General features: G+C 72.2%; 16 protein-coding genes. 5 read left to right on the top strand and 11 right to left on the bottom strand.

Annotation, left to right across the window (positions count from 1 at the left end; translation table 11 throughout):
* Nucleotides 1-6: 6 nt before the first annotated feature.
* The 5 genes from IE251_RS02215 to IE251_RS02195 all read right to left on the bottom strand — a co-directional run bounded on the left by IE251_RS02215 (nt 7) and on the right by IE251_RS02195 (nt 8,706).
* The gene (locus IE251_RS02215) at nt 7-984 is read right to left on the bottom strand and encodes an ABC transporter permease (protein WP_189751180.1); all 978 of its coding nucleotides are present in this window, start codon (nt 982-984) and stop codon (nt 7-9) included.
* 109 nt (nt 985-1,093) lie between these two features.
* The gene (locus IE251_RS02210; protein WP_189751179.1) at nt 1,094-2,887 is read right to left on the bottom strand and encodes an ABC transporter substrate-binding protein; all 1,794 of its coding nucleotides are present in this window, start codon (nt 2,885-2,887) and stop codon (nt 1,094-1,096) included.
* A gap of 104 nt (nt 2,888-2,991) precedes the next feature.
* The gene (locus IE251_RS02205) at nt 2,992-4,032 is read right to left on the bottom strand and encodes an ABC transporter permease (RefSeq protein WP_189751178.1); all 1,041 of its coding nucleotides are present in this window, start codon (nt 4,030-4,032) and stop codon (nt 2,992-2,994) included.
* 481 nt (nt 4,033-4,513) lie between these two features.
* Entirely contained in the window at nt 4,514-6,421 is a 1,908-nt protein-coding gene (gene typA / locus IE251_RS02200) for a translational GTPase TypA (RefSeq protein WP_189751177.1), read from the bottom strand.
* Nucleotides 6,422-6,555: 134 nt separating this feature from the next.
* Nucleotides 6,556-8,706 (bottom strand): ABC transporter family substrate-binding protein, encoded by a 2,151-nt coding sequence (locus IE251_RS02195; protein WP_189751176.1) that lies wholly within the window; start codon nt 8,704-8,706, stop codon nt 6,556-6,558.
* Between the two features lie 288 nt (nt 8,707-8,994).
* On the opposite strand from IE251_RS02195, the gene IE251_RS02190 reads away from it, so the two are divergent.
* The 4 genes from IE251_RS02190 to IE251_RS02175 are packed head-to-tail and all read left to right on the top strand — an operon-like array spanning nt 8,995 to nt 12,875.
* Nucleotides 8,995-9,285: an Rv0250c family protein gene (locus tag IE251_RS02190; RefSeq protein WP_189751175.1), complete on the top strand. Its 291-nt coding sequence runs from the start codon at nt 8,995-8,997 to the stop codon at nt 9,283-9,285.
* A gap of 25 nt (nt 9,286-9,310) precedes the next feature.
* A complete protein-coding gene (gene sdhC, locus IE251_RS02185; RefSeq protein WP_189751174.1) occupies nt 9,311-10,132 on the top strand; it encodes a succinate dehydrogenase subunit SdhC in 822 nt (273 codons plus the stop codon).
* On the top strand, nt 10,132-12,105 hold the full coding sequence (locus tag IE251_RS02180) for a fumarate reductase/succinate dehydrogenase flavoprotein subunit (protein WP_189751173.1): 1,974 nt from the start codon (nt 10,132-10,134) through the stop codon (nt 12,103-12,105). Before sdhC ends, IE251_RS02180 begins: the two co-directional genes overlap by 1 nt.
* Nucleotides 12,102-12,875: a succinate dehydrogenase/fumarate reductase iron-sulfur subunit gene (locus IE251_RS02175; protein WP_189751172.1), complete on the top strand. Its 774-nt coding sequence runs from the start codon at nt 12,102-12,104 to the stop codon at nt 12,873-12,875. Before IE251_RS02180 ends, IE251_RS02175 begins: the two co-directional genes overlap by 4 nt.
* Here IE251_RS02175 and IE251_RS02170 read toward each other — a convergent pair.
* Entirely contained in the window at nt 12,853-14,181 is a 1,329-nt protein-coding gene (locus IE251_RS02170; protein ID WP_229896540.1) for a glycoside hydrolase family 18 protein, read from the bottom strand. The two genes, IE251_RS02175 and IE251_RS02170, sit on opposite strands and share 23 nt — an antisense overlap.
* Before the next feature lie 79 nt (nt 14,182-14,260).
* Between IE251_RS02170 and IE251_RS02165 the strand changes: the two genes are divergently transcribed.
* Nucleotides 14,261-15,766, top strand: coding sequence for a coiled-coil domain-containing protein (locus IE251_RS02165; protein ID WP_189751171.1), 1,506 nt, complete (start codon nt 14,261-14,263; stop codon nt 15,764-15,766).
* A 38-nt stretch (nt 15,767-15,804) separates the two neighbouring features.
* On the opposite strand, the gene IE251_RS02160 is transcribed toward IE251_RS02165, so the two are convergent.
* The 5 genes from IE251_RS02160 to IE251_RS02140 form a co-directional block, all read right to left on the bottom strand.
* On the bottom strand, nt 15,805-18,393 hold the full coding sequence (locus IE251_RS02160; protein ID WP_189751170.1) for a SpoIIE family protein phosphatase: 2,589 nt from the start codon (nt 18,391-18,393) through the stop codon (nt 15,805-15,807).
* 268 nt (nt 18,394-18,661) lie between these two features.
* Nucleotides 18,662-19,069: an ATP-binding protein gene (locus IE251_RS02155; protein WP_229896539.1), complete on the bottom strand. Its 408-nt coding sequence runs from the start codon at nt 19,067-19,069 to the stop codon at nt 18,662-18,664.
* Nucleotides 19,070-19,349: 280 nt separating this feature from the next.
* On the bottom strand, nt 19,350-19,784 hold the full coding sequence (locus IE251_RS02150; RefSeq protein WP_189751169.1) for a (deoxy)nucleoside triphosphate pyrophosphohydrolase: 435 nt from the start codon (nt 19,782-19,784) through the stop codon (nt 19,350-19,352).
* A gap of 30 nt (nt 19,785-19,814) precedes the next feature.
* Complete coding sequence (locus IE251_RS02145; protein WP_189751168.1) at nt 19,815-20,006, bottom strand: SPOR domain-containing protein; 192 nt, start codon at nt 20,004-20,006, stop codon at nt 19,815-19,817.
* Between the two features lie 375 nt (nt 20,007-20,381).
* A complete protein-coding gene (locus IE251_RS02140) occupies nt 20,382-21,134 on the bottom strand; it encodes a GntR family transcriptional regulator (RefSeq protein ID WP_189751167.1) in 753 nt (250 codons plus the stop codon).
* Nucleotides 21,135-21,205: the final 71 nt, after the last annotated feature.

Raw genomic sequence — 21,205 nt, 5'->3', positions numbered from 1 at the left:
GTCTTCCTAGGAGAGCCGGATGCGCGGGTCGATCCACGCGTAGGTGATGTCGGTGAGGATGTTGATGAGCAGGATGAAGAAGGCGCCGAACAGCATCACTCCCATCGTCAGCGGCAGGTCCTTGTTGACCGCGCCGTCCACGGCGAGCCGGCCGATGCCCTGGAGGGAGAACGTCAGCTCGGTGACGACGGCGCCGCCCAGCATGGAGCTGACGTCGATGCCGAGGATGGTGACGATGGGGATGAGCGAGCCGCGCCAGGCGTAGCGCAGGAAGACGTATCTGCGGGACATGCCCTTGGCGCGGGCGGTGCGCACATGGTCCTCGGCGAGCTGCTCGATCATCGACGAGCGGGCCATACGGGTGTACTGCGCGGTGAAGATCGTGGCCAGCACGCAGACCGGGATCGACATCCCGACGAACCAGCCGACCGGGTCCCGGGTGAGGGGCACGTACTTGGGGTCCTCCATCCAGCCGGTGCTGTAGACGAGGATCGTCAGCACGACCGGGCCGAGGAAGTAGATCTGGAAGGAGCTGAGCACCATGGAGGCGCCGGTGGCGACCTTGTCCACCAGGGTGCCGCGCCGGTAGGCGGCGATCATGCCGGCGCCGATCCCGACGAGGAGGAAGACGACGGCGCCGCCGGCGGTGAGGGTGAGGGTCAGCGGGAACCGGTCCATGATGGTGCTCCAGACCATGTCCCCGGAGTAGAACGACACGCCCAGGCAGGGCGCCGAGCAGTGACCGGCCGGGAAGTCGCGGCCCGTGACGATGCCGGACATGAAGTCCCAGAACTGCTGGGCCAGGGGCAGGTCGAGCCCCAGCGCCTCCCTGATGTCCGCCAGCCGCTGGGGCGAGCAGTCCTTGCCGCAGGCCAGGGAGGCGTAGTCGGAGGGTGCGGCCACGAAGAGGAAGAACGTCGCCGCCCCGATGAGGAACAGCGTGACGAAGGCGCCGACCGTGCGCCGGAGGATGAACTGAACCATGGCGGGCTGGCTGCTCTCTGCGGAGTCGGTGGGAGACGGTGGGCGGGCCCAGGTGGCCGGGGAGGCGGGGCGCCCGCCGCGCGGCGCGCTCCGCCTCCCCGGCCGGGCGTCACGACTTCAGGTACAGCCGGTTGATGTCGATGAGGCTGGACACCGTGCCGTAGCGGGCGCCGCCCACGTTCGAGCCGGAGAGCTGGAACTGCTTCGCGTACCACAGGGGGGCCGCCGGGAGGACGTTCTCCAGCAGGTAGTGGTGGGCTTCCTTCCAGGTCTTGGCGGCCTCGGCCGGCTGCTGGGTCAGCGCCTTCTTGATGAGGGCGTCGACCTTCGGGTCCTTCACGTGGGAGTAGTTGGAGGAGCCGTCGAAGACCTGCGAGCCGTCGTAGATCGGGGTGACGACCGTGCCCGGGGACGGCCAGTCCTGGCCCCAGCCGGTGATGTACACGTCGTAGGGGTTGTCGAGCTTGCCGAGCTGCTCGTAGTAGCTGGCCGCGTCGATCTCCTTGGCCACGACGTCGAAGCCGGCCTTGCCCAGCGCGTCCTCGAGGGCGACCTTGCGCCGCTGGCCCTGCTCGCTGTTGGCGTACGCGAGGACGAGCTTCTTCTCGGCGGCCGGGACGTCCTTGAGGATCTCCTTGGCCTTGGCGGGGTTGCCCTGCGGGGTCTTCAGCCGGCCGTAGGGGTCGTAGGAGGGCTCGTAGCCGGGCAGCGTCGGCGCGAAGAGGTTCGGCGCGACCTCACCGCCGTACGCCCCGCCCTCGCCGGCGATGAGGGACTTGGAGTTGACCGCGTAGGCGGCGGCCTCGCGGACCTTCTTGTTCTTGACCCGGTCGAGGTTGAAGGTCAGCGCCATGACGTAGGGCTGGTAGCCCCTGACGGTGCGCTTGTTGGCCTCCGGGTTCCTGATGACGTCCTGGATCTGGGTGGCGTCGACGCCGCCGGTGAGCTGGATGGCGTTCTTGTTGTCGCCCTCGTCGGCGAGCAGCCGCTTGGTCTGGGTGGACTCGGTGACGCCGAACTGGATGGTGAAGCCGTCGACGTACTGGTGGCGCACGGAGTCGGTCTTCGGGTCCCAGTTGGTGTTCCGCACCAGCTTCAGGGTCTTGCCGGCCTTGTTCTCGGCGACTTTGTACGGTCCGGTGGCGACCGGCTTCTTCTCGTACCGCTCCTTGGTGTCGCCCTTCGCGGGGACGACGGCGTAGCCGTGCATGGCGAGCGTCTGCGGCAGGTCCGGGCGCGGCTGGTCGAAGTGGAAGACCACCGTCTTGTCGTCGGGGGTGTCCAGCACCGAGGCCGGCAGGTGCTTGCCGTCGAAGCCGCCGCCGGGCAGGGCCTTGCGGTAGTCGGTGCCGCTCAGCCAGGTCTGCAGATAGGTGGGGCCGTCGAAGATGAACTTCGCGTACTGGCGCTCGACGGTGTGCCGGACGTCGGCCGAGGTGAGGGCGTTGCCGTTCTCGTCCTTGATGCCGTCCTTCAGGGTGAAGGTCCAGGTCTTGCCGCCGTCGGACGCCTTGCCGGAGTCGGTGGCGAGGTCACCGACGACCGTGACGTTGCCCTTGGCGTCCTCCTGGAACTGGGTCAGGCGGCGGAAGAGCAGGTTGGCGACCTGGCCGGAGTCGTTGACGTAGATCTGGCCGGGGTCCAGATGGGACAGGCCCGCCTCCTGGTAGACGGTGATCGTGCCGCCGCGCCTGGCGCCGGGCACCTCCTCGGCGGGGCCGGTCGATCCCGCGACGTCGGCGTAGGCGACCGGTTTGGACTGGACCGCCGCCTCCTTCTGGTCCTCCTTGGTGTCCTTCCCGGACTTGCCGCCCTCGTTCTTCGAGCAGGCCGTGAGAGCCAGTGAGCCGGCCGCGAGGGCGATCACGACGGCACGCGCTGCGCGGGCACGCTGAGACATCATGTGGGCTGTCCACCTACCTGTCGGGTCTGTTATCCGTGAGATCTGCCGGGCGCCGGCCGTGCGGGCCGGCGGGGGCGGCAGCCACCCCCCACCCAACGGACGTGCTAGCGCCCGGACTTGGGGTCGAACGCGTCCCGTACGGAGTCCCCGAGGAGGTTGAAGCACAGGACGAAGATCACCAGCGCCACCCCGGGGAAGAACATGAACGCCGGGTCCTGTTCGGCGTACCGGGCGCCGGCGGCGAAGAGGCGTCCCCAGTCGGGCGTCGGCTCGACGAAGCCGACCCCGGCGAAGGACAGGAAGGCGATGCTGAGGATCGTGTTGGGCAGCTGGTACGTGAACTGCACCAGGATCGGGGTGACGACGTTGGGCAGGATCTCCTTGCGGACGATCCGCCACGGCGAGGCGCCCGAGACCCTGGCCGCCTCCACGAACTCCCTTTCGCGCAGGGAGAGTACGGTGGAGCGCACCAGCCGGGCCATGCCCATCCAGCCCAGCAGCCACAGCACGATCAGCATCGCCGCGGCGCGGAAGTAGGTCGGCGTCTCCTCGCGCGGGTCCACGAAGAACGACGTCACGACGGGCATGAACGCGATGAAGAACAGCTGCTGCGGGAAGGAGAGGAAGAAGTCGGTGCCGCGGCCGATCCAGTAGTCCGTGCGGCCGCCGAAGTACCCGCCGATCAGGCCGATCACGACCCCGGTGAGCATGAGCAGGAGGGTGATGCCGAGCGCCATGTACAGGGAGGTGCGCATGCCGTACAGCAGCATGGCGAAGAGATCACGGCCGTACTGCGGCTCGACGCCGAACCAGTGCTCGCCGGAGACGCCCCCCAAGTAGCCGAGCGGAAGCCCGAATTCGTCGAGCACGGGATGGTCGGCGTAGGTGGGATCCTGGCCGTAGAGGGTGTACGGATCGGTGCCGGGCAGCTTCGCCAGCAGTGGCGCGAGCAGCGCGACGACGAAGTAGCCGATCACCACCACGGCGCAGATCACGCCGGTGCGGTCGCGTCTGAAGCGCAGCCACATCAGCCGGCCCGGCGACCGGCCCGCGAGTTCGACGGCCTGGGTCCCTGGCTCCGGTGGTAACGCGCCGGAGACGACGGCCGACGCCCCGCTGCCCTCTGTTTCGATAGGACTTGTCACGGTTCGTCCGTTTCACAGGTATGCGTGTGAGAGATACCCGGGTACTCCGAGGACGCGCGTGACCGCGGTCGGACGCGCGTGATGACTGGGGTTCCCTCCTCATGACTTCACGTGTTCACCAACGGGAGGGGGTTTCCGTCTTCCCTCCGACACCCCTGACGGAGGGTCAGACACCCCCTGGTGCTCGTGAGTCGGGCACTGTCCCCACAGTGCGAGACCCATTGACCCGAGCGCTACGCCGCTAACTATCTGCCATGGGTCGACTACCGACCACCGCTCGTAGATCTCAATTCAGTCACAGCTCGCGCGTAGACCTTCCAAAATCTGGACAAACTGTTCGCCGGAAGAAGGCGCGAAACGGACTTGTTACATGGCTATCGGGCACCGATCACCGCATGCCGGACATCACGCCCCCGAAAACGGGTTGCAAAAAGCCCGGGTGCCCCCGTGACGGGGGCACCCGGGCTCAAGTGCCGGGAGATCAGCCGTGCTTGGCGCGGCTCGCGGCGCGGGCGCGGTCGCGCTGGTCGAGCACGACCTTGCGGATGCGAACGGCCTCCGGGGTCACCTCGACGCACTCGTCGTCGCGGCAGAACTCCAGCGACTGCTCCAGCGACAGCTTGCGCGGCGGCACGATCGACTCGGTCACATCGGCCGTCGAGGACCGCATGTTGGTGAGCTTCTTCTCCTTGGTGATGTTGACGTCCATGTCGTCGGAGCGGGAGTTCTCACCGACGATCATGCCCTCGTACACCTCGGTGCCCGGCTCCACGAAGAGCACGCCGCGCTCCTGGAGGTTCGTCATCGCGAACGCGGTGACGGCACCGGCGCGGTCGGCGACCAGGGAGCCGTTGTTGCGGGTCTGCAGGGTGCCGAACCAGGGCTCGTGACCCTCGTGGATGGAGTGGGCGATACCAGTGCCGCGGGTCTGGGTCAGGAACTCGGTACGGAAACCGATCAGACCGCGGGACGGCACGACGAACTCCATGCGGACCCAGCCGGAGCCGTGGTTGGACATGTTGTCCATGCGGCCCTTGCGGACGCCCATGAGCTGCGTGACCGCGCCCATGTGCTCCTCGGGCACGTCGATCGTCATGCGCTCGACCGGCTCGTAGACCTTGCCGTCGACCTCCTTGGTGACGACCTGCGGCTTGCCGACGGTCAGCTCGTAACCCTCCCGGCGCATGGTCTCGACCAGGATGGCGAGCGCCAGCTCACCACGGCCCTGGACCTCCCAGGCGTCCGGGCGCTCGGTGTCGAGCACCCGGAGGCTGACGTTACCGATCAGCTCGCGGTCCAGGCGGTCCTTGACCTGGCGGGCGGTGACCTTGCGGTCCTTGACGGCCGCCTTGTTGTCGGCGCCCTTGCCGGTGGCACCCCGGCCGACCAGCGGCGAGGTGTTGGTGCCGATCACCATGGAGATGGCCGGCTCGTCCACCGTGATCAGCGGCAGCGCGACCGGGTTCTCCGGGTCGGCCAGGGTCTCGCCGATCATGATGTCCGGGATACCGGCCACCGCGCAGATGTCACCCGGGCCGGCCTTCTCGGCGGGCTTGCGGGTGAGCGCCTCGGTCATCATCAGCTCGGAGATCCGCACGTTCTGCACGGAGCCGTCGCGCTTGATCCAGGCCACGGTCTGGCCCTTGCGCAGCTCGCCCTGCTCGACCCGCAGCAGCGCGATACGGCCGAGGAAGTTGTCGGCGTCGAGGTTGGTGACGTGGGCCTGGAGCGGGGCCTCCTCGTCGTAGGTGGGGGCCGGGATGTGCTCCAGGATCGTGGAGAAGAACGGCTCCAGGCTGTCGCTGTCGGTCGGGACGGTGCCGTCGGCCGGCTTGGTCAGCGAGGCGACGCCGTCACGGCCGCAGGCGTAGACGATCGGGAACTCGATCTGCTCCTCGTCCGCGTCCAGGTCGAGGAAGAGGTCGTAGGTCTCGTTGACGACCTCGTCGATCCGGGCGTCCGGGCGGTCCGTCTTGTTGATGCACAGGATGACGGGCAGGCGCTGCTGGAGCGCCTTGCGCAGCACGAAGCGGGTCTGCGGCAGCGGGCCCTCGGAGGCGTCGACGAGCAGGACGACACCGTCGACCATCGACAGACCACGCTCGACCTCGCCGCCGAAGTCGGCGTGGCCGGGGGTGTCGATGATGTTGATGGTGATCGGGTCCCCGCCGTCCTTCGGGTGGTACTTGACCGCCGTGTTCTTGGCGAGGATCGTGATGCCCTTCTCACGCTCCAGGTCGTTCGAGTCCATCACCCGGTCGTCGACCTGGTCGAGCTGATGGGCGGCGAAGGCACCGGCCTGCTTCAGCATGCCGTCGACGATGGTGGTCTTGCCGTGGTCGACGTGGGCGACGATGGCGACGTTGCGGATGTCGTGGCGCGTGGCCATATTGTGGCGTACTCCCGGAGTGTGCGGTCTGCCCTGCGCGTACGTCCGTGCCGCGCGGGCCCTGCCGGGCTGGACACGCCACGGCCTCACCCCATGGTACGTGGCCGTCGCCGAAGAGGCTCGCCCGGGCCGTCCTACCCCTTGTCCTTGCCCGGGGCCGGCGAGACCTTCGCCCCCTTCTTCAGGAAGCCCATGTCCTCGTAGACCGGCGTCTGGAAGCCGAAGGCCCCCGCGTTCACGACGTTCCTGCGCGCCCCCACCAGCTGCGGGCGCTGGTAGAGCGGGATGGAGCCCGCCGCCGCCCAGATCCGGGAGTCGGCCTTCTTGATCAGGTCCCGTGCCTCGTCCTCGTCCAGGGTGGTCGCGGCCTGGTCGAAGAGCTGGTCCACCTGGTCGGTGCCGACCCGGGTGTAGTTCTGCTCGACGTTCACCGAGCCGTCCGCCGCCGGCAGCGGCTTGGCGTAGACGGGCCGGGCGTCGGTCGCCGGGAAGGCGGTGGCGGGCCAGGAGTACAGGGCGAGGTCGTAGTCGCCGGCGGCGATGTGGTCCTTGAAGTAGCTCTCGTCCGAGACCTTGGTGATCGTCGCGCGGATGCCGACCTGCTCCAGCATCGCGGAGATCCTCTCGGCGACCGAGTTCAGGGTGTCCGAGCCGGGGCCGGAGGGCAGCACGAAGCGCAGCGCGAGCGGCTTGCCGTCCTTGGCGAGCGGCCCGGCCGGCGCGGCGGCCGGGGCCGCCGTGCCCTTCGGGGCGTAGGCACCGGGGGCGCCGCCGGCCCGGCCCTCCCGGGCCAGGTGCGGGTCGGTGTGCTGGTCGCCGGCGGTCCCGTGGCGGTTGCCCTTGTCGTCCTCGCCGACGATGTACGCGCCGTCCTCGCCGCCCTGGGAGACGTCCTCGCCGTGGTGCTCGGAGCCCGCCGCCTTCTGGGTCTTGTGCTGCTCCTTCAGCGGGCCGCCGCGCACCCAGCCGGCGTCGGCGAGCAGCGCCTGGGCCTCCTTGGCGTCCTGGGCGCCGAGCGCGCCGCTGTTGTCGGCGTAGGCGGCCTGTCCGGACAGCGCCAGATGGCTGCCGACGGGTACGGCGGGCAGCCCCAGCGGGGTGAGCACCAGCCGGGCCAGCTCCACGCGGTCCAGGGCGCGGGCGACGGCCCGGCGCACCCGTTCGTCGGCCAGGGGGCCGCCGGCGCCGTTGAGGGCGAGCTGGGTGTAGGCGGGCTCCAGCGACTTGCGGATCTCCACGTCCCGCAGTGCCTGCTGCCCCAGCTTCTTCACGGCGGTGCGGCCGCCGCCCTGGAGCGGGGTGCCGGTGCCGCCCGCGCGGTGCGCGAGCCCGATCCGCTGGGCGTCGGCGGCGTCGACCTCGGCCAGGTCCACGCTGCCGTCGGCGAGCGCGGCGGCCCGCTGGTCGCGGGGTACGGCGTGCAGCACGATCTTCTCCAGCTTGGCCGGCCTGCCCCACCAGCGGGGGTTGCGGGTGAGCACCACGTCCTTGTTCGCGGTGTCGACCTTCTCCACCCGGAACGGGCCGGCGGTGACCTTCAGCTTGCGGCGGGCGCCGTCGTTGAAGGCGTCCGGGGTGCCGGTGACGTCCTTCGGGTACAGCGGGGAGAACAGCGACTTCCAGTCGGCGTAGGGGCGGGAGAAGGTGACCCGGACCTGGAGGTCGTTGTCGCCGCGCTCGATCTTGGCGATGCGGTCGTAGCCGGCGTTGCGGGCGGTCCAGTAGGCGCTGTTCCGGCCGGACAGGGCGCGCCACTGGGCGACGAAGTCCGCGGCGCCGATCTCCCGGCCGTCGCTCCACACGGCCTGCTGGTTCAGCTTGTACAGCACCACCTGGCGCGGCTCGGTCTCGATGACCTCGGCCGATTCCAGGTAGGCCGGGTTGGCCACCGGGCGGCCGTTCGCGTCGAGCCGGAACATCGAGGGCAGCACGGCCTGGGCGACCCGGCCGGTGCCGGCGTCGGCGTCGGCCTGGAAGGTGTTGAGCGTCTCCGGCAGGGCGTCCACGGCCCACTTCAGGGTGGAGCCGTCGGCGACCAGGCTCCGGGCGGCCGGGGCGATGTCCTGCCCGGCGAGGGGGGCGGGGGGCTTCTCGTCCTCACCGCAGCCGGCGAGCAGCGGCACGGCGAGGGCGCCGGCGGCGAGGAAGGCGGCCGATCGCAGGGCGCCCCGTCCAAGGGGCCGGGACGCGGTGCGGTGCGGCCGCGGGCGGATCGTGGCCGGCCGCGCGCCGGCGGGGCGCTGGCCCGCCGCGACCGCGTGGTGGGCGTCGCCGTCGTAGGACATCTCTGCTACCTCCGGGGAGCCACGGGCCTTATGCTCGCATTTGGCGGTATATGGAGCTGATCAGATCTATGCCGCCACTGAAGAGGAAAGGATCCGGCAACGGCGGGCGACACGGCGGCGACAGCCGGTAAGCCCACCCATGCGGCGCACACCGCCCGGACGATGCACCCGTACGCCCCGGCCAATCGCCGCACATCCCTTCACACAGGCAGGCCGAGGCGCAACACTCCAAGACGCATGAACGTTGCCGCCCATGGCCCGCCGGTCCCGTGGAAGTGAGGGCAAGTCATGTCCGTGCACGACGACATCACCGCCGTCCAGCGCTGTCTGGACGACCTCAACCGGTCGCTGAGCCGCCTGGAGCACCAGCTGGGCCGCGGCGGTCTGGAGATACGGCGGGTCCGGCTGGACGCCGAGCACCTGCGCGAGAGCGTGGCCCTGCTGCGGGAGACCGCCACCACCCCGGCCGCGCACCCCCGGCCCGACCTCGTCACCATCTCCGACACGCCCTACGACATCAGTCTGTGGACGGACTCGGACGACGAGGGCCTGGGCGCCCGCGACCGCCGCGCCCCCTGAACCCGCTACCGACCGGAGTCCCGACTTGGCCACTGGTACGGAATCCCCCCGGCAGCGCGGCGGCGTACACACCGGTACGCGCGCCGCGATCACCGCCCCGCATCTGCGGACCGACCGCTGGTGGCTGGCACCCGCCTGCACCGCGGCCGGTCTGCTCGCCTTCGTCGTCTACTCGACCTGGCGGGCCTTCGCGAACGCCGACTACTACGCGGCGCCGTACGTCTCGCCGTTCTACTCGCCGTGCCTGGCGGAGAACTGCCACGCCATGCGCGCCGGCCCCAACGCCGATCTGTTCGGCGGCTGGTGGGGCATCTCGCCCGCGATCATCATCCTGGTCTTCCCGCTCGGCTTCCGCCTGACCTGCTACTACTACCGCAAGGCGTACTACCGCGCCTTCTGGGCGTCCCCGCCCGCCTGCGCGGTGGCCGAGCCGCACCGCTCCTACACCGGTGAGAGCCGCTTCCCGCTGATCCTGCAGAACGTCCACCGGTACTTCTTCTACGCCGCCCTGCTGGTGGCCGGGGTGCTCACCTACGACACCGTGCTGGCCTTCCGGGACCAGCACTACCGGTGGGGGCACATGGGCCTGGGCACCCTGGTGTTCCTGGCCAACATCGTGCTGATCTGGGCGTACACCCTCTCCTGCCACTCCTGCCGGCACATCGTCGGCGGCAAGCTCAAGCACTTCTCCAAGCACCCGCTGCGCTACCGCGCCTGGCAGTTCGTCGGGGCGCTCAACGCCCGCCACATGCAGCTGGCCTGGGCCTCGCTGCTCAGCGTGGCGCTCGCCGACCTCTACGTGTACCTGGTCGCGTCCGGTGTCTTCGACGATCCGAGGTTCTTCTGATGGCAGCGGTGGAACGGCAGCAGTGGGACGTCGTGGTCGTCGGTGCCGGCGGCGCCGGGCTGCGGGCCGCGATCGAGGCCCGCGAGCGGGGTGCCCGTACGGCCGTGATCTGCAAGTCGCTGTTCGGCAAGGCGCACACGGTGATGGCCGAGGGCGGCATCGCGGCGGCGATGGCCAACGCCAACGAGAACGACACCTGGCAGGTCCACTTCCGCGACACCATGCGCGGCGGCAAGTTCCTGAACCAGTGGCGGATGGCCGAGCTGCACGCCCGGGAGGCCCCGGAGCGGGTGTGGGAGCTGGAGACCTGGGGGGCGCTGTTCGACCGGACGGCGGACGGCCGGATCTCCCAGCGCAACTTCGGCGGCCACGAGTACCCGCGCCTCGCGCACGTCGGCGACCGCACCGGGCTGGAGCTGATCCGCACCCTCCAGCAGAAGATCGTCGCGCTCCAGCAGGAGGACCACCGGGCAACCGGTGACTACGAGTCCCGGCTGAAGGTCTTCCAGGAGTGCACCGTCACCCGCGTGCTCAAGGACGGCGAGCGCGTCTCGGGGGTCTTCGGCTACGAGCGGGAGACCGGCCGCTTCCTGGTGCTTCAGGCGCCGTCCGTGATCCTCGCGACCGGCGGCATCGGCAAGTCCTTCAAGGTCACCTCCAACTCCTGGGAGTACACCGGGGACGGCCACGCGCTGGCGCTGCTGGCGGGCGCTCCCCTGGTGAACATGGAGTTCGTGCAGTTCCACCCGACCGGCATGGTCTGGCCGCCGTCGGTGAAGGGCATCCTGGTCACCGAGTCGGTGCGCGGGGACGGCGGGGTGCTCAGGAACTCCGAGGGCAAGCGGTTCATGTTCGACTACGTCCCGGACGTCTTCAAGGACAAGTACGCCGAGTCGGAGGAGGAGGCCGACCGGTGGTACGCGGACCCGGACCACAACCGCCGCCCGCCGGAACTGCTCCCCCGCGACGAGGTGGCCCGCGCGATCAACGCCGAGGTGAAGGCGGGCCGGGGCTCCCCGCACGGCGGGGTGTTCCTCGACGTCTCCACCCGGATGCCCGCCGAGGTGGTCCGGCGCCGGCTGCCGTCGATGTACCACCAGTTCAAGGAGCTGGCGGACGTCGACATCACGGCGGAGCCGATGGAGGTCGGGCCGACCTGCCACTACGTGATGGGCGGGGTCGCGGTCGACTCCGACACGGCGGCGGCGCGCGGGGTGCCCGGACTGTACGCGGCCGGCGAGGTGGCCGGCGGCATGCACGGCTCCAACCGGCTCGGCGGCAACTCGCTGTCCGACCTGCTGGTGTTCGGCCGCCGCGCGGGCCGGTACGCGGCCGAGTACGCGCACGGGCTCGCGGACCGGCGCCCGCCGGTGGACGAGGCCCAGGTGGACACGGCGGCGGCGGAGGCACTGCGCCCGTTCACGGCCGGCGCCGCCGATGAGTCCGCCGCCGGGGCCGGGGGTTCCGTGGGCGCCGGGGGCGAGGCGGGTCCGCCGGAGAACCCGTACACCCTGCACCAGGAGCTCCAGCAGACCATGAACGACCTGGTCGGCATCATCCGCCGGGAGGGCGAGATGGAGCAGGCCCTGCGCGGGCTGGCCGAGCTGCGGGTACGGGCCCGGCGGGCCGGGGTGGAGGGCCACCGCCAGTTCAACCCCGGCTGGCACCTCGCCCTGGACCTGAGGAACATGCTGCTGGTCAGCGAGTGCGTGGCCCGGGCCGCGCTGGAGCGCACCGAGTCGCGCGGCGGGCACACCCGCGAGGACCACCCGGCGATGGACCGCGCCTGGCGCAACGTGAACCTGCTGTGCTCCCTCGCCGACCCCACCGGCGGCCTCGCGGCGGCCGACCCCGCGCGGGCGCAGATCCGGCTCGCCCGCGAGCGAACCGAACCCATCCGCCCGGACCTGCTCGCCCTCTTCGAGAAGGAGGAGCTGGTCAAGTACCTCGCCGAAGAGGAGCTGTACGAGTGAGCGGCTACGAGGCCCGTTTCAAGGTGTGGCGGGGCGACGCCGGGGGCGGCGGCCTGGAGGACTTCACCGTCGAGGTCAACGACGGCGAGGTGGTGCTGGACATCGTCCACCGCCTCCAGGCCACCCAGGCGCCCGACCTGGCCGTGCGCTGGAACTGCAAGGCGGGCAAGTGCGGTTCCTGTTCGGCGGAGATCAACGGCCGCCCCCGGCTGATGTGCATGACCCGGATGTCGGTCTTCGACCGCGCCGAGACGATCACCATCACCCCGCTGCGCGCCTTCCCGGTGATCCGCGATCTGGTGACGGACGTCGGCTTCAACTACGACAAGGCGCGGGAGGTCCCGGCCTTCGTGCCGCCGGACGGGCTCGGGCCGGGCGAGTACCGCATGTTCCAGGAGGACGTGAACCGCTCGCAGGAGTTCCGCAAGTGCATCGAGTGCTTCCTGTGCCAGGACACCTGCCATGTGGTGCGCGACCACGAGGAGAACAAGCGGGCGTTCGCCGGGCCGCGCTTCCTGATGCGCGTCGCCGAGCTCGACATGCACCCGCTGGACGCGGCGGCCGGGGCCGGCCTGGACCGCGGGCGCGCCGCGCAGGACGAGCACGGCCTGGGCTACTGCAACATCACCAAGTGCTGCACGGAGGTGTGCCCCGAGGGCATCAAGATCACCGACAACGCGCTGATCCCGCTGAAGGAACGGGCCGTGGACCGCAAGTACGACCCGCTGGTGTGGCTGGGTTCGAAGATCAGGAGGCGGTCGGGGGCGTAGCCGCCCAGCCGTCCCGGTACGCCCGCCAGTCCGCCTCGGTGGCCGCGAAGTCGACGTACAGGGCGACGCCGAAGCGGGCGCGGCCGGCGTCGGTGCGGCTCAGGCCGAGCCGGACCCCGCGCACGGCGGCCGGGACGGTCTCGGCGTGCGCCCAGTGGCCGAACCGGTTCTCGTGGTAGAAGGGCAGGCCCATCAGCAGGTCGGTGCCCTCGGGGGTGACCTCCAGGGCGAGGCTGGTCTGCTGGGCGACGTACCCGCCGTACAGGCTCTGCGTCGGCTGCATGGTGTCGTACGACATGACGGCGATCTGGTCCACCCGGCGGGCCACCTGCCCGAAGTACGCCTGCGACCACCACTTGGGGTGGCCCGTGGTCGTGCCCCAGAAGGAGTGGAAGGCGGGCAGCGGGTCGATCTGGTGGGCGGCGACGGACAGCACCGCGCTCCGGGCGTGGGTGAGGTCGCGCAGGTCGTCGAGGAGGGCGAGGTAGTTCCGGTCGCCGGAGTGCAGGGGTTCCAGGTCGAAGTGCGCGCCCTGGAACCCGGCGTCGAGGACGGCCCGGGTGGAGGCGAGGATCGCGGTCCGGGTGGCCGCGCGTTCCAGGCGCAGCCCGTCGGGGGTCTCGGTGGCCAGCACGTCGCCGAGCCAGGCCTGCACCCGGACGCCGGGTAGTTCCCGGTGCACGGCGTCGGTGAACCAGTGGGCCTTCCGGTACGCCGACGCGGGCAGGGTGCCGTCGTGTTCCAGGGGGCCCGAGTGGACGTAGAGGTCCCGGATGCCGGTGTCGCGCAGCCGCCGGGCGAGCTCCCGCACGTCCCGGTCGGTCTTCCGCCCGTCCACCCAGGCGTGCCCCAGCCAGAGGGCGTCCCGGTGCCGGGTGCGGGTACCGGGCGCCGGGTCACCGGTGTAGTTGATCCGCAGCGCGGTCTCGGCGGTGAGCAACGGCAGCAGGAGGAAGGCGAGGAGGGCCCCGAGGAGACGGAGGATCCGGCGCTTGCGGGGGCGGGAGGGGGAGGCGGGCTTCGGCGCCGGGGCGGAGTCGAGGGCTGGGCCCGGGGCGGGGTCCGAGGCGGGTGCGGAGGCCGAATCGGGGGCCGGGCCGGGGCCGGTGTCCGGGGCGGGCTTCGGCCGTGGGGGCGGGTGCGGGCTTCGGGCCGGGACCGGTGTGTCCGCGCTGCCGCGGTCCGCGTCCGTTCCGGCCGGTCGGCTCTCGGGTGCCTGGGAGGCGGGCGCCTGGTTCCGGCCGGCCGGGTCTCCGTCGGCGTGGCCGTCGTCGCCCCGGGTCCCGTCCATCCGACTCTGGCTCATTCCGCCCCCTCTGTGGCTGGTTCCCCACCCGTATCCGCCCCGCTGGCGGAGCCGTCAAGCCGCCCATACGCTCCGAAAGGTGACGTCCTTCCTGATCCGGGGCCGGCCCCGGCGTGCCACGGCGCACATACGGGTACGGGTGGCGCATGCCCTGCTGGGCGTCGTGACGGGGACCGTGTGGCTGGTGTTGCCGCTCATGACGGTCGGGGCCCCCGATGCGGTTCCCGCGGCTCGCGCCGGCACCACGGCCCGCTCCGCCCCGCCGCGGCCGGAGGGGACGTCGACCGCCGACCTGGTGCTGCCGCTCCTCGCCGGGGTCGCGGCCGTGGCCCTGGCCGGGTACGGCCGGCTGCGGCGCGTCCGGCGGGCCCGCACCCGGACGACTCCGGGGACCGTCCCGGCGCGCCCGTCCGCTCCCTCCCCCGAGGACGCCGAACGGCAGGCCCGGGCGGCGCTGCGGCTGGCCGACGACTGCGTACGCACCAGCGGGGAGGAACTGACCTTCGTCCGGGAGCGGTTCGGGGCGGGGCGGACCGAGCGGTTCGAGCGGGCGCTGCGGGCCGCCGAGACCGAGTCGGCGGCGGCGTTCGCGATCTGGCGGCGCTACGAGCAGGGGGCCCCGCGGGAGGCGGGCGCCCGGCGGCAGGCACTGGCCGGGGTGACCGGCCGGTGCGCGGAGGCGGGCCGGCGGCTGGACGCGGAGGCGGAGGCGCTGGACCGGCTGCGGGGGTTCGGGGAGCGGGGGCTGGACCCGGCCGGGCTGGAGGTGGCCGAGGGGCGGTCGAGGGAGCTGACGGCGCGGGTGGCGGCCGCTCGGGAGACGCTGGCGGAGCTCCGTGCGCGGTACCCGGCCTCGGCCTCCGAGTCGGTCGCCGGGTATGCCGAACAGGCCGGGGACCGGCTGCTGTTCGCCACCGCCCGGCTCGACGAGGCGCGTCGGGCCGCCGACGCGGGCGACACCGGGCGGGCCGTGTGCCGGCTGCGGGCGGGCGAGGGCGCGGTGGCCCAGGCCGGGGTGCTGGTGGGCGGGGTGGAGCGGCTCGCGGCGCGACTGGCGGAGGCGGCCATGCTGGTGCCGGACGCGCTGGCGGCCGCGGAGACGGAAGCGACGGCGGCTCGGGGAGGCGCGGCGCGGGCGGCGCGCGAGGAGTGGGCCGCCGGGACCGGTGACCCGCTGGACCTGCTGCGCCGGATCACCCGGGCCGCCCGGCCGGTGCCGGGGGCGGGATCCGGGGCGCTGGAGCGCGCGGCGCTGCTGGTGGCGCGGTGCTCCGTGGAGGGCGCGGAGGAGTACGTGTCGGTGCACCGGGCGGCGGTGGGCACGGCGGCCCGGGCCCGGCTGGCGGAGGCGGTACGGGAGCTGGGCGCGGGGCACGCCGGGCGGGCCGACGTGGTGGCCGGGGAGGCGCGGGAGCTGGCCGGGCTGGACGTGCGGACCCACGGCAGGCCGTACGCCGACGTGGAAGGGGACACGGCGGGACTGCCGGGCGCGGTGCTGGGCGGCATCCTCCTCGCCGAGGACGCGGACGCGGGCCCCCCGGCGTCCTACGGCGGCCCGCGCACGAGGTCCCGCCACCGCGCGTGACTCCCGCCCCGGACGCCGGGCGGTGGGCGGAGGACGTGTCAGAACAGGCTCAGCAGGGCCTCCGCCGGGTCGGTGAGGGCGCCCTCTCCGCCGGGCAACGGCAGCTCGAACCACACCGTCTTGCCGCGCGGTGTCCGCCGTGAGCCCCACGCCGCGCTGAGCAGCCCGACCAGTTGCAGGCCCCGTCCGCCCTCGTCGGTGTCCCGGGCCCGTCGCCGGCGCGGCTGGACCAGGCCGGAGTCCCAGACCTCGCACACCAGCGTGCGGTCCAGCAGCAGCCGTAGCCGGATCTCCCCCTCGCCGTACCGCAGGGCGTTCGTCACCAGCTCGCTGACCAGCAGCTCGGTCGTGTCGATCAGCGGCTCCAGGTCCCAGGACTGCAGCCGGTCGCGGGCGTACTCGCGGGCCCGGCCCACGCTGCGCGGCTCGCGGGGCAGCGTCCAGTCCCCGACGGAGTCCGCGGGCAGCCCCTGCACCCGGGCCATCAGCAGGGCGATGTCGTCCTCGCCGTGGTGGGTGTCGAGGGTGCTGAGGACGTGGTCGCAGACGTCCTCCAGCGGCCGGCAGGGGTCCGTGAGCGCCCCGATGAACGCCTGGAGGCCCTCGTCCAGCGGATGGTCCCGGGACTCGACCAGACCGTCCGTGTACAGGGCGAGCAGCGCGCCCTCCGGCAGTTCGACCTCGACCTCCTCGAACGGCTCGCCGCCCACGCCGAGCGGCATGCCCGGCGGCACGTCGAGCATCAGCGCCGGCTCGCCGGGCTCGACCAGCACCGGCGGCAGATGGCCCGCGTTGGCGAACGTACATCGTCTGGTGACGGAGTCGTAGACGGCGTAGACGCAGGTCGCGAGGTAGACCTCGGACAGGTCGGCGTCCCTGGGCTGCCGGGCCGTGCGGGTGGCCTGCTGGATCCCGCCCGGCGTGCCGAGGCCGCGGGCGATCTCGTCCAGCGCGGAGAGCACCTCCGCCGGTTCCAGGTCCAGCAGCGCCAGGGTGCGTACGGCGGTGCGCAGTTCGCCCATCGCGACGGCCGCGCGCAGGCCCCGGCCCATCACGTCGCCGACGACCAGTGCCGTGCGGTGGCCGGGCAGTTCGATGACGTCGAACCAGTCGCCGCCCACCTCGGTCGCCGCGTTGCCGGGCAGATAGCGGCAGGCGATGTCCAGGCCGGACGCCTCGGGGTCGCCGGGCGGGAGCAGGGACCGTTGCAGTATCAGCGCCCGTTCGTGTTCCCGGCGGTACAGGCGCGCGTTGTCGATGCAGACGGCGGCGCGCGCGGCCAGTTCGACGGCGAGGTCCCGGTCCCGGTCGCCGAACGGCTCGCTGCCCTTGGTGCGGGCGAACTGGGCGAGTCCCACGACCGTGTCGTGGGCGACCATCGGCACGGCCAGCGTGGACTGCACCAGGCCGCCCTCCTCGGCGGGCACCCGCTGCGGGCGGGCGGTGCGCAGGGCCTCGGCGCAGGGCGAGTGGAACGGGAAGTGGTGGACCGCGCCGACGTCGACGGGCTTCCCGGCGCTGCTGAAGGGGGCGCCGGAGACGGCGCTGGCGAAGGCGACGCGGCGCAGTTCGGCGCTGCCGTCGGCGTGGCCGGGCGGGGTCTCGTCTCCGGCCAGCAGGCCCTGGTAGAGGTCGACGGTGGCCAGGTCGCAGAAGCCGGGGACGACCACGTCGAGGAGTTCCCGGGCGGTGGTCTCCAGGTCGAGGGAGTTGCCGATGCGGGCGCCGGCCTCGTTGAGCAGCGCGAGGTTGCGGCGGGCGGCGGCGGCCTCGCGGGCGGCGGCCCGGCGGGCGGTGATGTCCGTGCCCAGCCAGGCGACACCGATGGGCCGGCCGCTGCCGCTGTGCACGCGGTAGAGGTTGATGGACCAGTGCCGGCGTTCCTCGGAGCCGGGCACGTACCCGGTGACGTGCATGTCGGTGATGGACTCGCCGGTCTCCAGCACCCGCCGCAGGGTGGCCGAGACCCGCTCGGCCTCGGGGCGCGGCAGATAGTCGTGCACGCCCTTGCCGCGGTGGTCGTCGGGGGTGCCGCCGAAGATGGAGGCGAAGCGCTCGTTGGCGCGGCGGACCCGCAGGTCGGTGTCGATCAGCAGGAAACCGAAGGGCGACTGGCCGAATATCGCCTGTGAGGCGGCGAGGTCGGTCTCGATGCTGCGCAGGGTGCGTACGTCCACGACGATGCAGACGGCGGCCTTCTCGCCCTCGGCGGTGTGCGTCGGCATGACGTACACCTCGGCCAGGCCCTCCTCGCCGCGGGTGCCGTCCGGCCGGTCCGGCATCCGGAACGGCACCACTCCGGTCCACTCGCGCCCGTCGAGGATCTCGGCCATCTTCCGCTGGCCGCGCTCGCGCAGGTCGGGATCGACGAATGCCTCTATGGGGTCCATGCCGACGGCGCGGTCGGCGGGAATGCCGAACAGCTGCTCGGCGCGCAGGCTCCACTGGTCGACGAGACCGCCGGGGCCGATGGAGAAGGACGCCACCCGGATGTAGTCGTAGATGGAACCGGGCGGACTGCTCTGCCACATGGCGTCACCGGCCGCCGCCTCCGCTTGTGCGGCCTGACTCCTCGCGCCGTCCGACGGGTCCTCGGACTCCGTGGCCTTCGCTGGTATCTCGCTCACGCGAACCGTCCCCTCCAGCTCACCGCGTCCGGCACCGGTCACCGGGGGCGGCTGCCCGCAGTATCCAGCACTACGGCGCCACAGGACACGGTGTTCACGATCACAGGTCGGTCCAGATGTTTTTCGGACCGGTCCGTGACAACACTTCCACTCTTCTAACCAGGGAACACACCGCCGAACCACACGCCGCCGAACCGTGTGCGCCCCCGGCGCGCGCGCCGTACGGCACGTAGACGGCCGTACACCCCCGTGCCCCGTGGGTGCCCCGCTACCCGGGTACCGCCAGCTCGAACCAGACCGTCTTCCCCTTCTCCCCGGGGCGGGTTCCCCAGCGGCGGGAGGAGCCGGCGACCAGTTGCAGGCCGCGCCCGCTCTCGTCCTCGGGATGGGCGACGCGTTCCCGCGGGGGGTCGGGGAGCGGGTCGGAGACCTCCACCCGCAGGGTGTCGCCCAGTGCGGCGGGGCGCAGCAGCCGTACGCCGATGGGGCCGGTGGCGTGCCGCAGCGAGTTGGTGACCAGCTCGCTGACGAGCAGCGCGGCGAGGTCGGCCACGCAGTCCAGGTCCCAGCCGTGCAACTGGCCCCGGACCACCGCGCGGGCGGAGCGCACGGCGCCCGGCTCCGCGGGAAACGTCCACTCGGCGCAGCCGCCATCGGTGTCGATCACGCCGATCACTTCCCAGGCCAGCGGGAGCCCACCATGTCCGGTTTCGTGGGGTTAATGGGGACATACCCGATATCCGGCAGGCAGTACCGCACAGCACGGCGCACTGTGGCACGAACGGCGTACGGGGTGCTTCGCGGGGTCCGGGGGCGGGGGCGCCGGGAAGCGTCGACCCAGAAGTCACGGAGCCCCGGGAACCCGGAAAGCCGGACGGGCGCACGGAGCCCGCTGGCCCGAAGGGCCGAATCCACGCGGAAGCCAGGGAGGCCCGGGCGTGCCGGCGTCGGCTTTGTCAGAGCTGGTCAGGACTCTCGGGCCAGCGGGTGGTGACCTCGCGTACCGCCGGGACGTCCTGGTCCAGCCAGTCCACCTCCCAGATGCGGTCCGGGGTGAGCCATCGCAGCTCGTCGTGGTCCTGGAGGGGCCGGGGGGCGGGCGAGCCGGGGCACAGCCGGACGGTCCACACCTTCAGGACGTACGGCGTGCGCAGCGGCCACTGCCCCGGCACGCGTTCGACCGGTTCGGCGTCGACACCCAGCTCCTCGCGCAGCTCGCGCACCAGGGCGTCCTCGGGCCGCTCGCCGGGCTCGACCTTGCCGCCGGGCAGCTCCCAGCGCCCGGCCAGGTCCGCGGGCGCGCTGCGGCGCGCGGCGAGCAGCCGGCCGCCGTCGAGCAGCGCGGCCCCCACCACCACGATCGGTTCCACCTGGGCAGTCGTGCGCGTCATGGAGGGGAGCCTACGGGAGCGCGCGCCCGGTCAGTTCTGCCCGCCGTCCCCGTTCTGGCCGATGCGCTCCACCCAGTACAGCTGTTCGCGGCCCTGGCCGCCGAGGCTGTCGGCGGTCTTCTGCGCCTCCGCCCGGGTCGCGTACCGGGCGACGCGGTAGCGATTGCCGTTGTCGTCCTGCCGTATCAGGATCCAGGGCAGGGAGACCGCCCCCTCACTCATCGCCCCCACCGCCCGTGCCCCTTCCCGCACCGTTCCACCCGCCTTCCGCGGACAAGGAAACCGCACTCCGCATATGCCCGAGCGTACGCCCTACCTTCACGCTGCGCATACGGCTTTTCACAAAGAGGTACGCAACCAGCCAGAACGCCGGGGGCGCGCGCGGCCGAACGCGCCGTCGGGGACGGCACCGCCCCGGGTCGGGGGTCCACCGGGTCCAGCAGGCGCCCACCTGGGCAGACGGCCGGATCTCCGGGCTTCGGGAGAGGGCGGCGACGGTCGGCGGGCGGCGTCGGCGGCGCGCGGGATGTGCGCTAGCTCACTCCGAGCGGAGCACGGGGTTCCGCGCGCACCGCCCCACGACTCGCAGGGCCGGGGTCACCTCACGGGCAGGTGGTAGGCGACCCGGTAGCGGTCGGCCGGGATGACCACGTCGGCGGTCTCGACCGGGCGGCCGGAGGCGAAGTAGGTGCGCTGGACGACCAGCACCACATGGCCGGGGACCCTGCCGAGCAGGTGCAGCTCCTCGGCGAGGCCGGGGCGGGCACCGACCTCCTCGGTGACGTTGTCCACGATGACGTCGATGGCCCGCATCCGCTCGACCACGCCCATCCCGCCGAGCGGGCCCTCCTCGGGCAACATCACGGGCGTGCGGCCGGTGACCGCGAGGGGCTCCCAGGAGGTGGAGAGCATCATCGGCTCGCCGGCCTCCCGGAAGACGTACCGGGTGCACATGACCCGGTCGCCGGCCTGGATCGCGAGCCGCTCGGCGACGGCCGCGCCGGCCTCGGCCTGCTCGCTGCTGGACTCCCAGGTGCCACGCACCGAGGTGTCGGCCTGCTCCTGCCGGAAGGGGGTCGCGCCGCCGGCCGGGCGGTATCCGGAGCGGGCCACCCGCCGGGGCACGGGCCGCTCGCGCACATAGGTGCCCGAGCCGGAGCGGCCCTCGACCAGCCCCTCGGCCATCAGCACCTTGCGGGCCTCCAGCGCGACCGTGTCCGAGACGCCGTACTCCTCGCGGATGCGGGCCTGCGAGGGCAGCCGGGTGTGGGGCGGCAGCAAGCCGTCGACGATCTTCTTGCGGAGATCACCCGCGACACGCAGATACGCCGGCTGCTCACCGAAAGCCACTGGCCACTCCCCTCAGGTTGTACAGACAGCAACAGCCTGGCAACCGTGGGTTCAGCGGTGCAAGCAGAGGC

It is taken from the genome of Streptomyces eurythermus (genome assembly GCF_014649115.1).
GTDB lineage: Bacteria > Actinomycetota > Actinomycetes > Streptomycetales > Streptomycetaceae > Streptomyces > Streptomyces eurythermus.
Note: the sequence above shows the minus strand (reverse complement) of the source record. Positions and strands in the feature narration are given on the sequence as shown.

Excerpts from the sequence above, each read along its gene's own strand:
- IE251_RS02170 (WP_229896540.1), bottom strand. The coding sequence starts at position 14,181 with ATGAGCCAGAGTCGGATGGACGGGACCCGGGGCGACGACGGCCACGCC.
- IE251_RS02180 (WP_189751173.1), top strand. The coding sequence starts at position 10,132 with ATGGCAGCGGTGGAACGGCAGCAGTGGGACGTCGTGGTCGTCGGTGCC.
- IE251_RS02150 (WP_189751169.1), bottom strand. The coding sequence starts at position 19,784 with ATGACGCGCACGACTGCCCAGGTGGAACCGATCGTGGTGGTGGGGGCC.
- IE251_RS02145 (WP_189751168.1), bottom strand. The coding sequence starts at position 20,006 with ATGAGTGAGGGGGCGGTCTCCCTGCCCTGGATCCTGATACGGCAGGAC.
- typA (WP_189751177.1), bottom strand. The coding sequence starts at position 6,421 with ATGGCCACGCGCCACGACATCCGCAACGTCGCCATCGTCGCCCACGTC.
- IE251_RS02190 (WP_189751175.1), top strand. The coding sequence starts at position 8,995 with ATGTCCGTGCACGACGACATCACCGCCGTCCAGCGCTGTCTGGACGAC.
- IE251_RS02215 (WP_189751180.1), bottom strand. The coding sequence starts at position 984 with ATGGTTCAGTTCATCCTCCGGCGCACGGTCGGCGCCTTCGTCACGCTG.
- IE251_RS02210 (WP_189751179.1), bottom strand. The coding sequence starts at position 2,887 with ATGATGTCTCAGCGTGCCCGCGCAGCGCGTGCCGTCGTGATCGCCCTC.
- IE251_RS02195 (WP_189751176.1), bottom strand. The coding sequence starts at position 8,706 with ATGTCCTACGACGGCGACGCCCACCACGCGGTCGCGGCGGGCCAGCGC.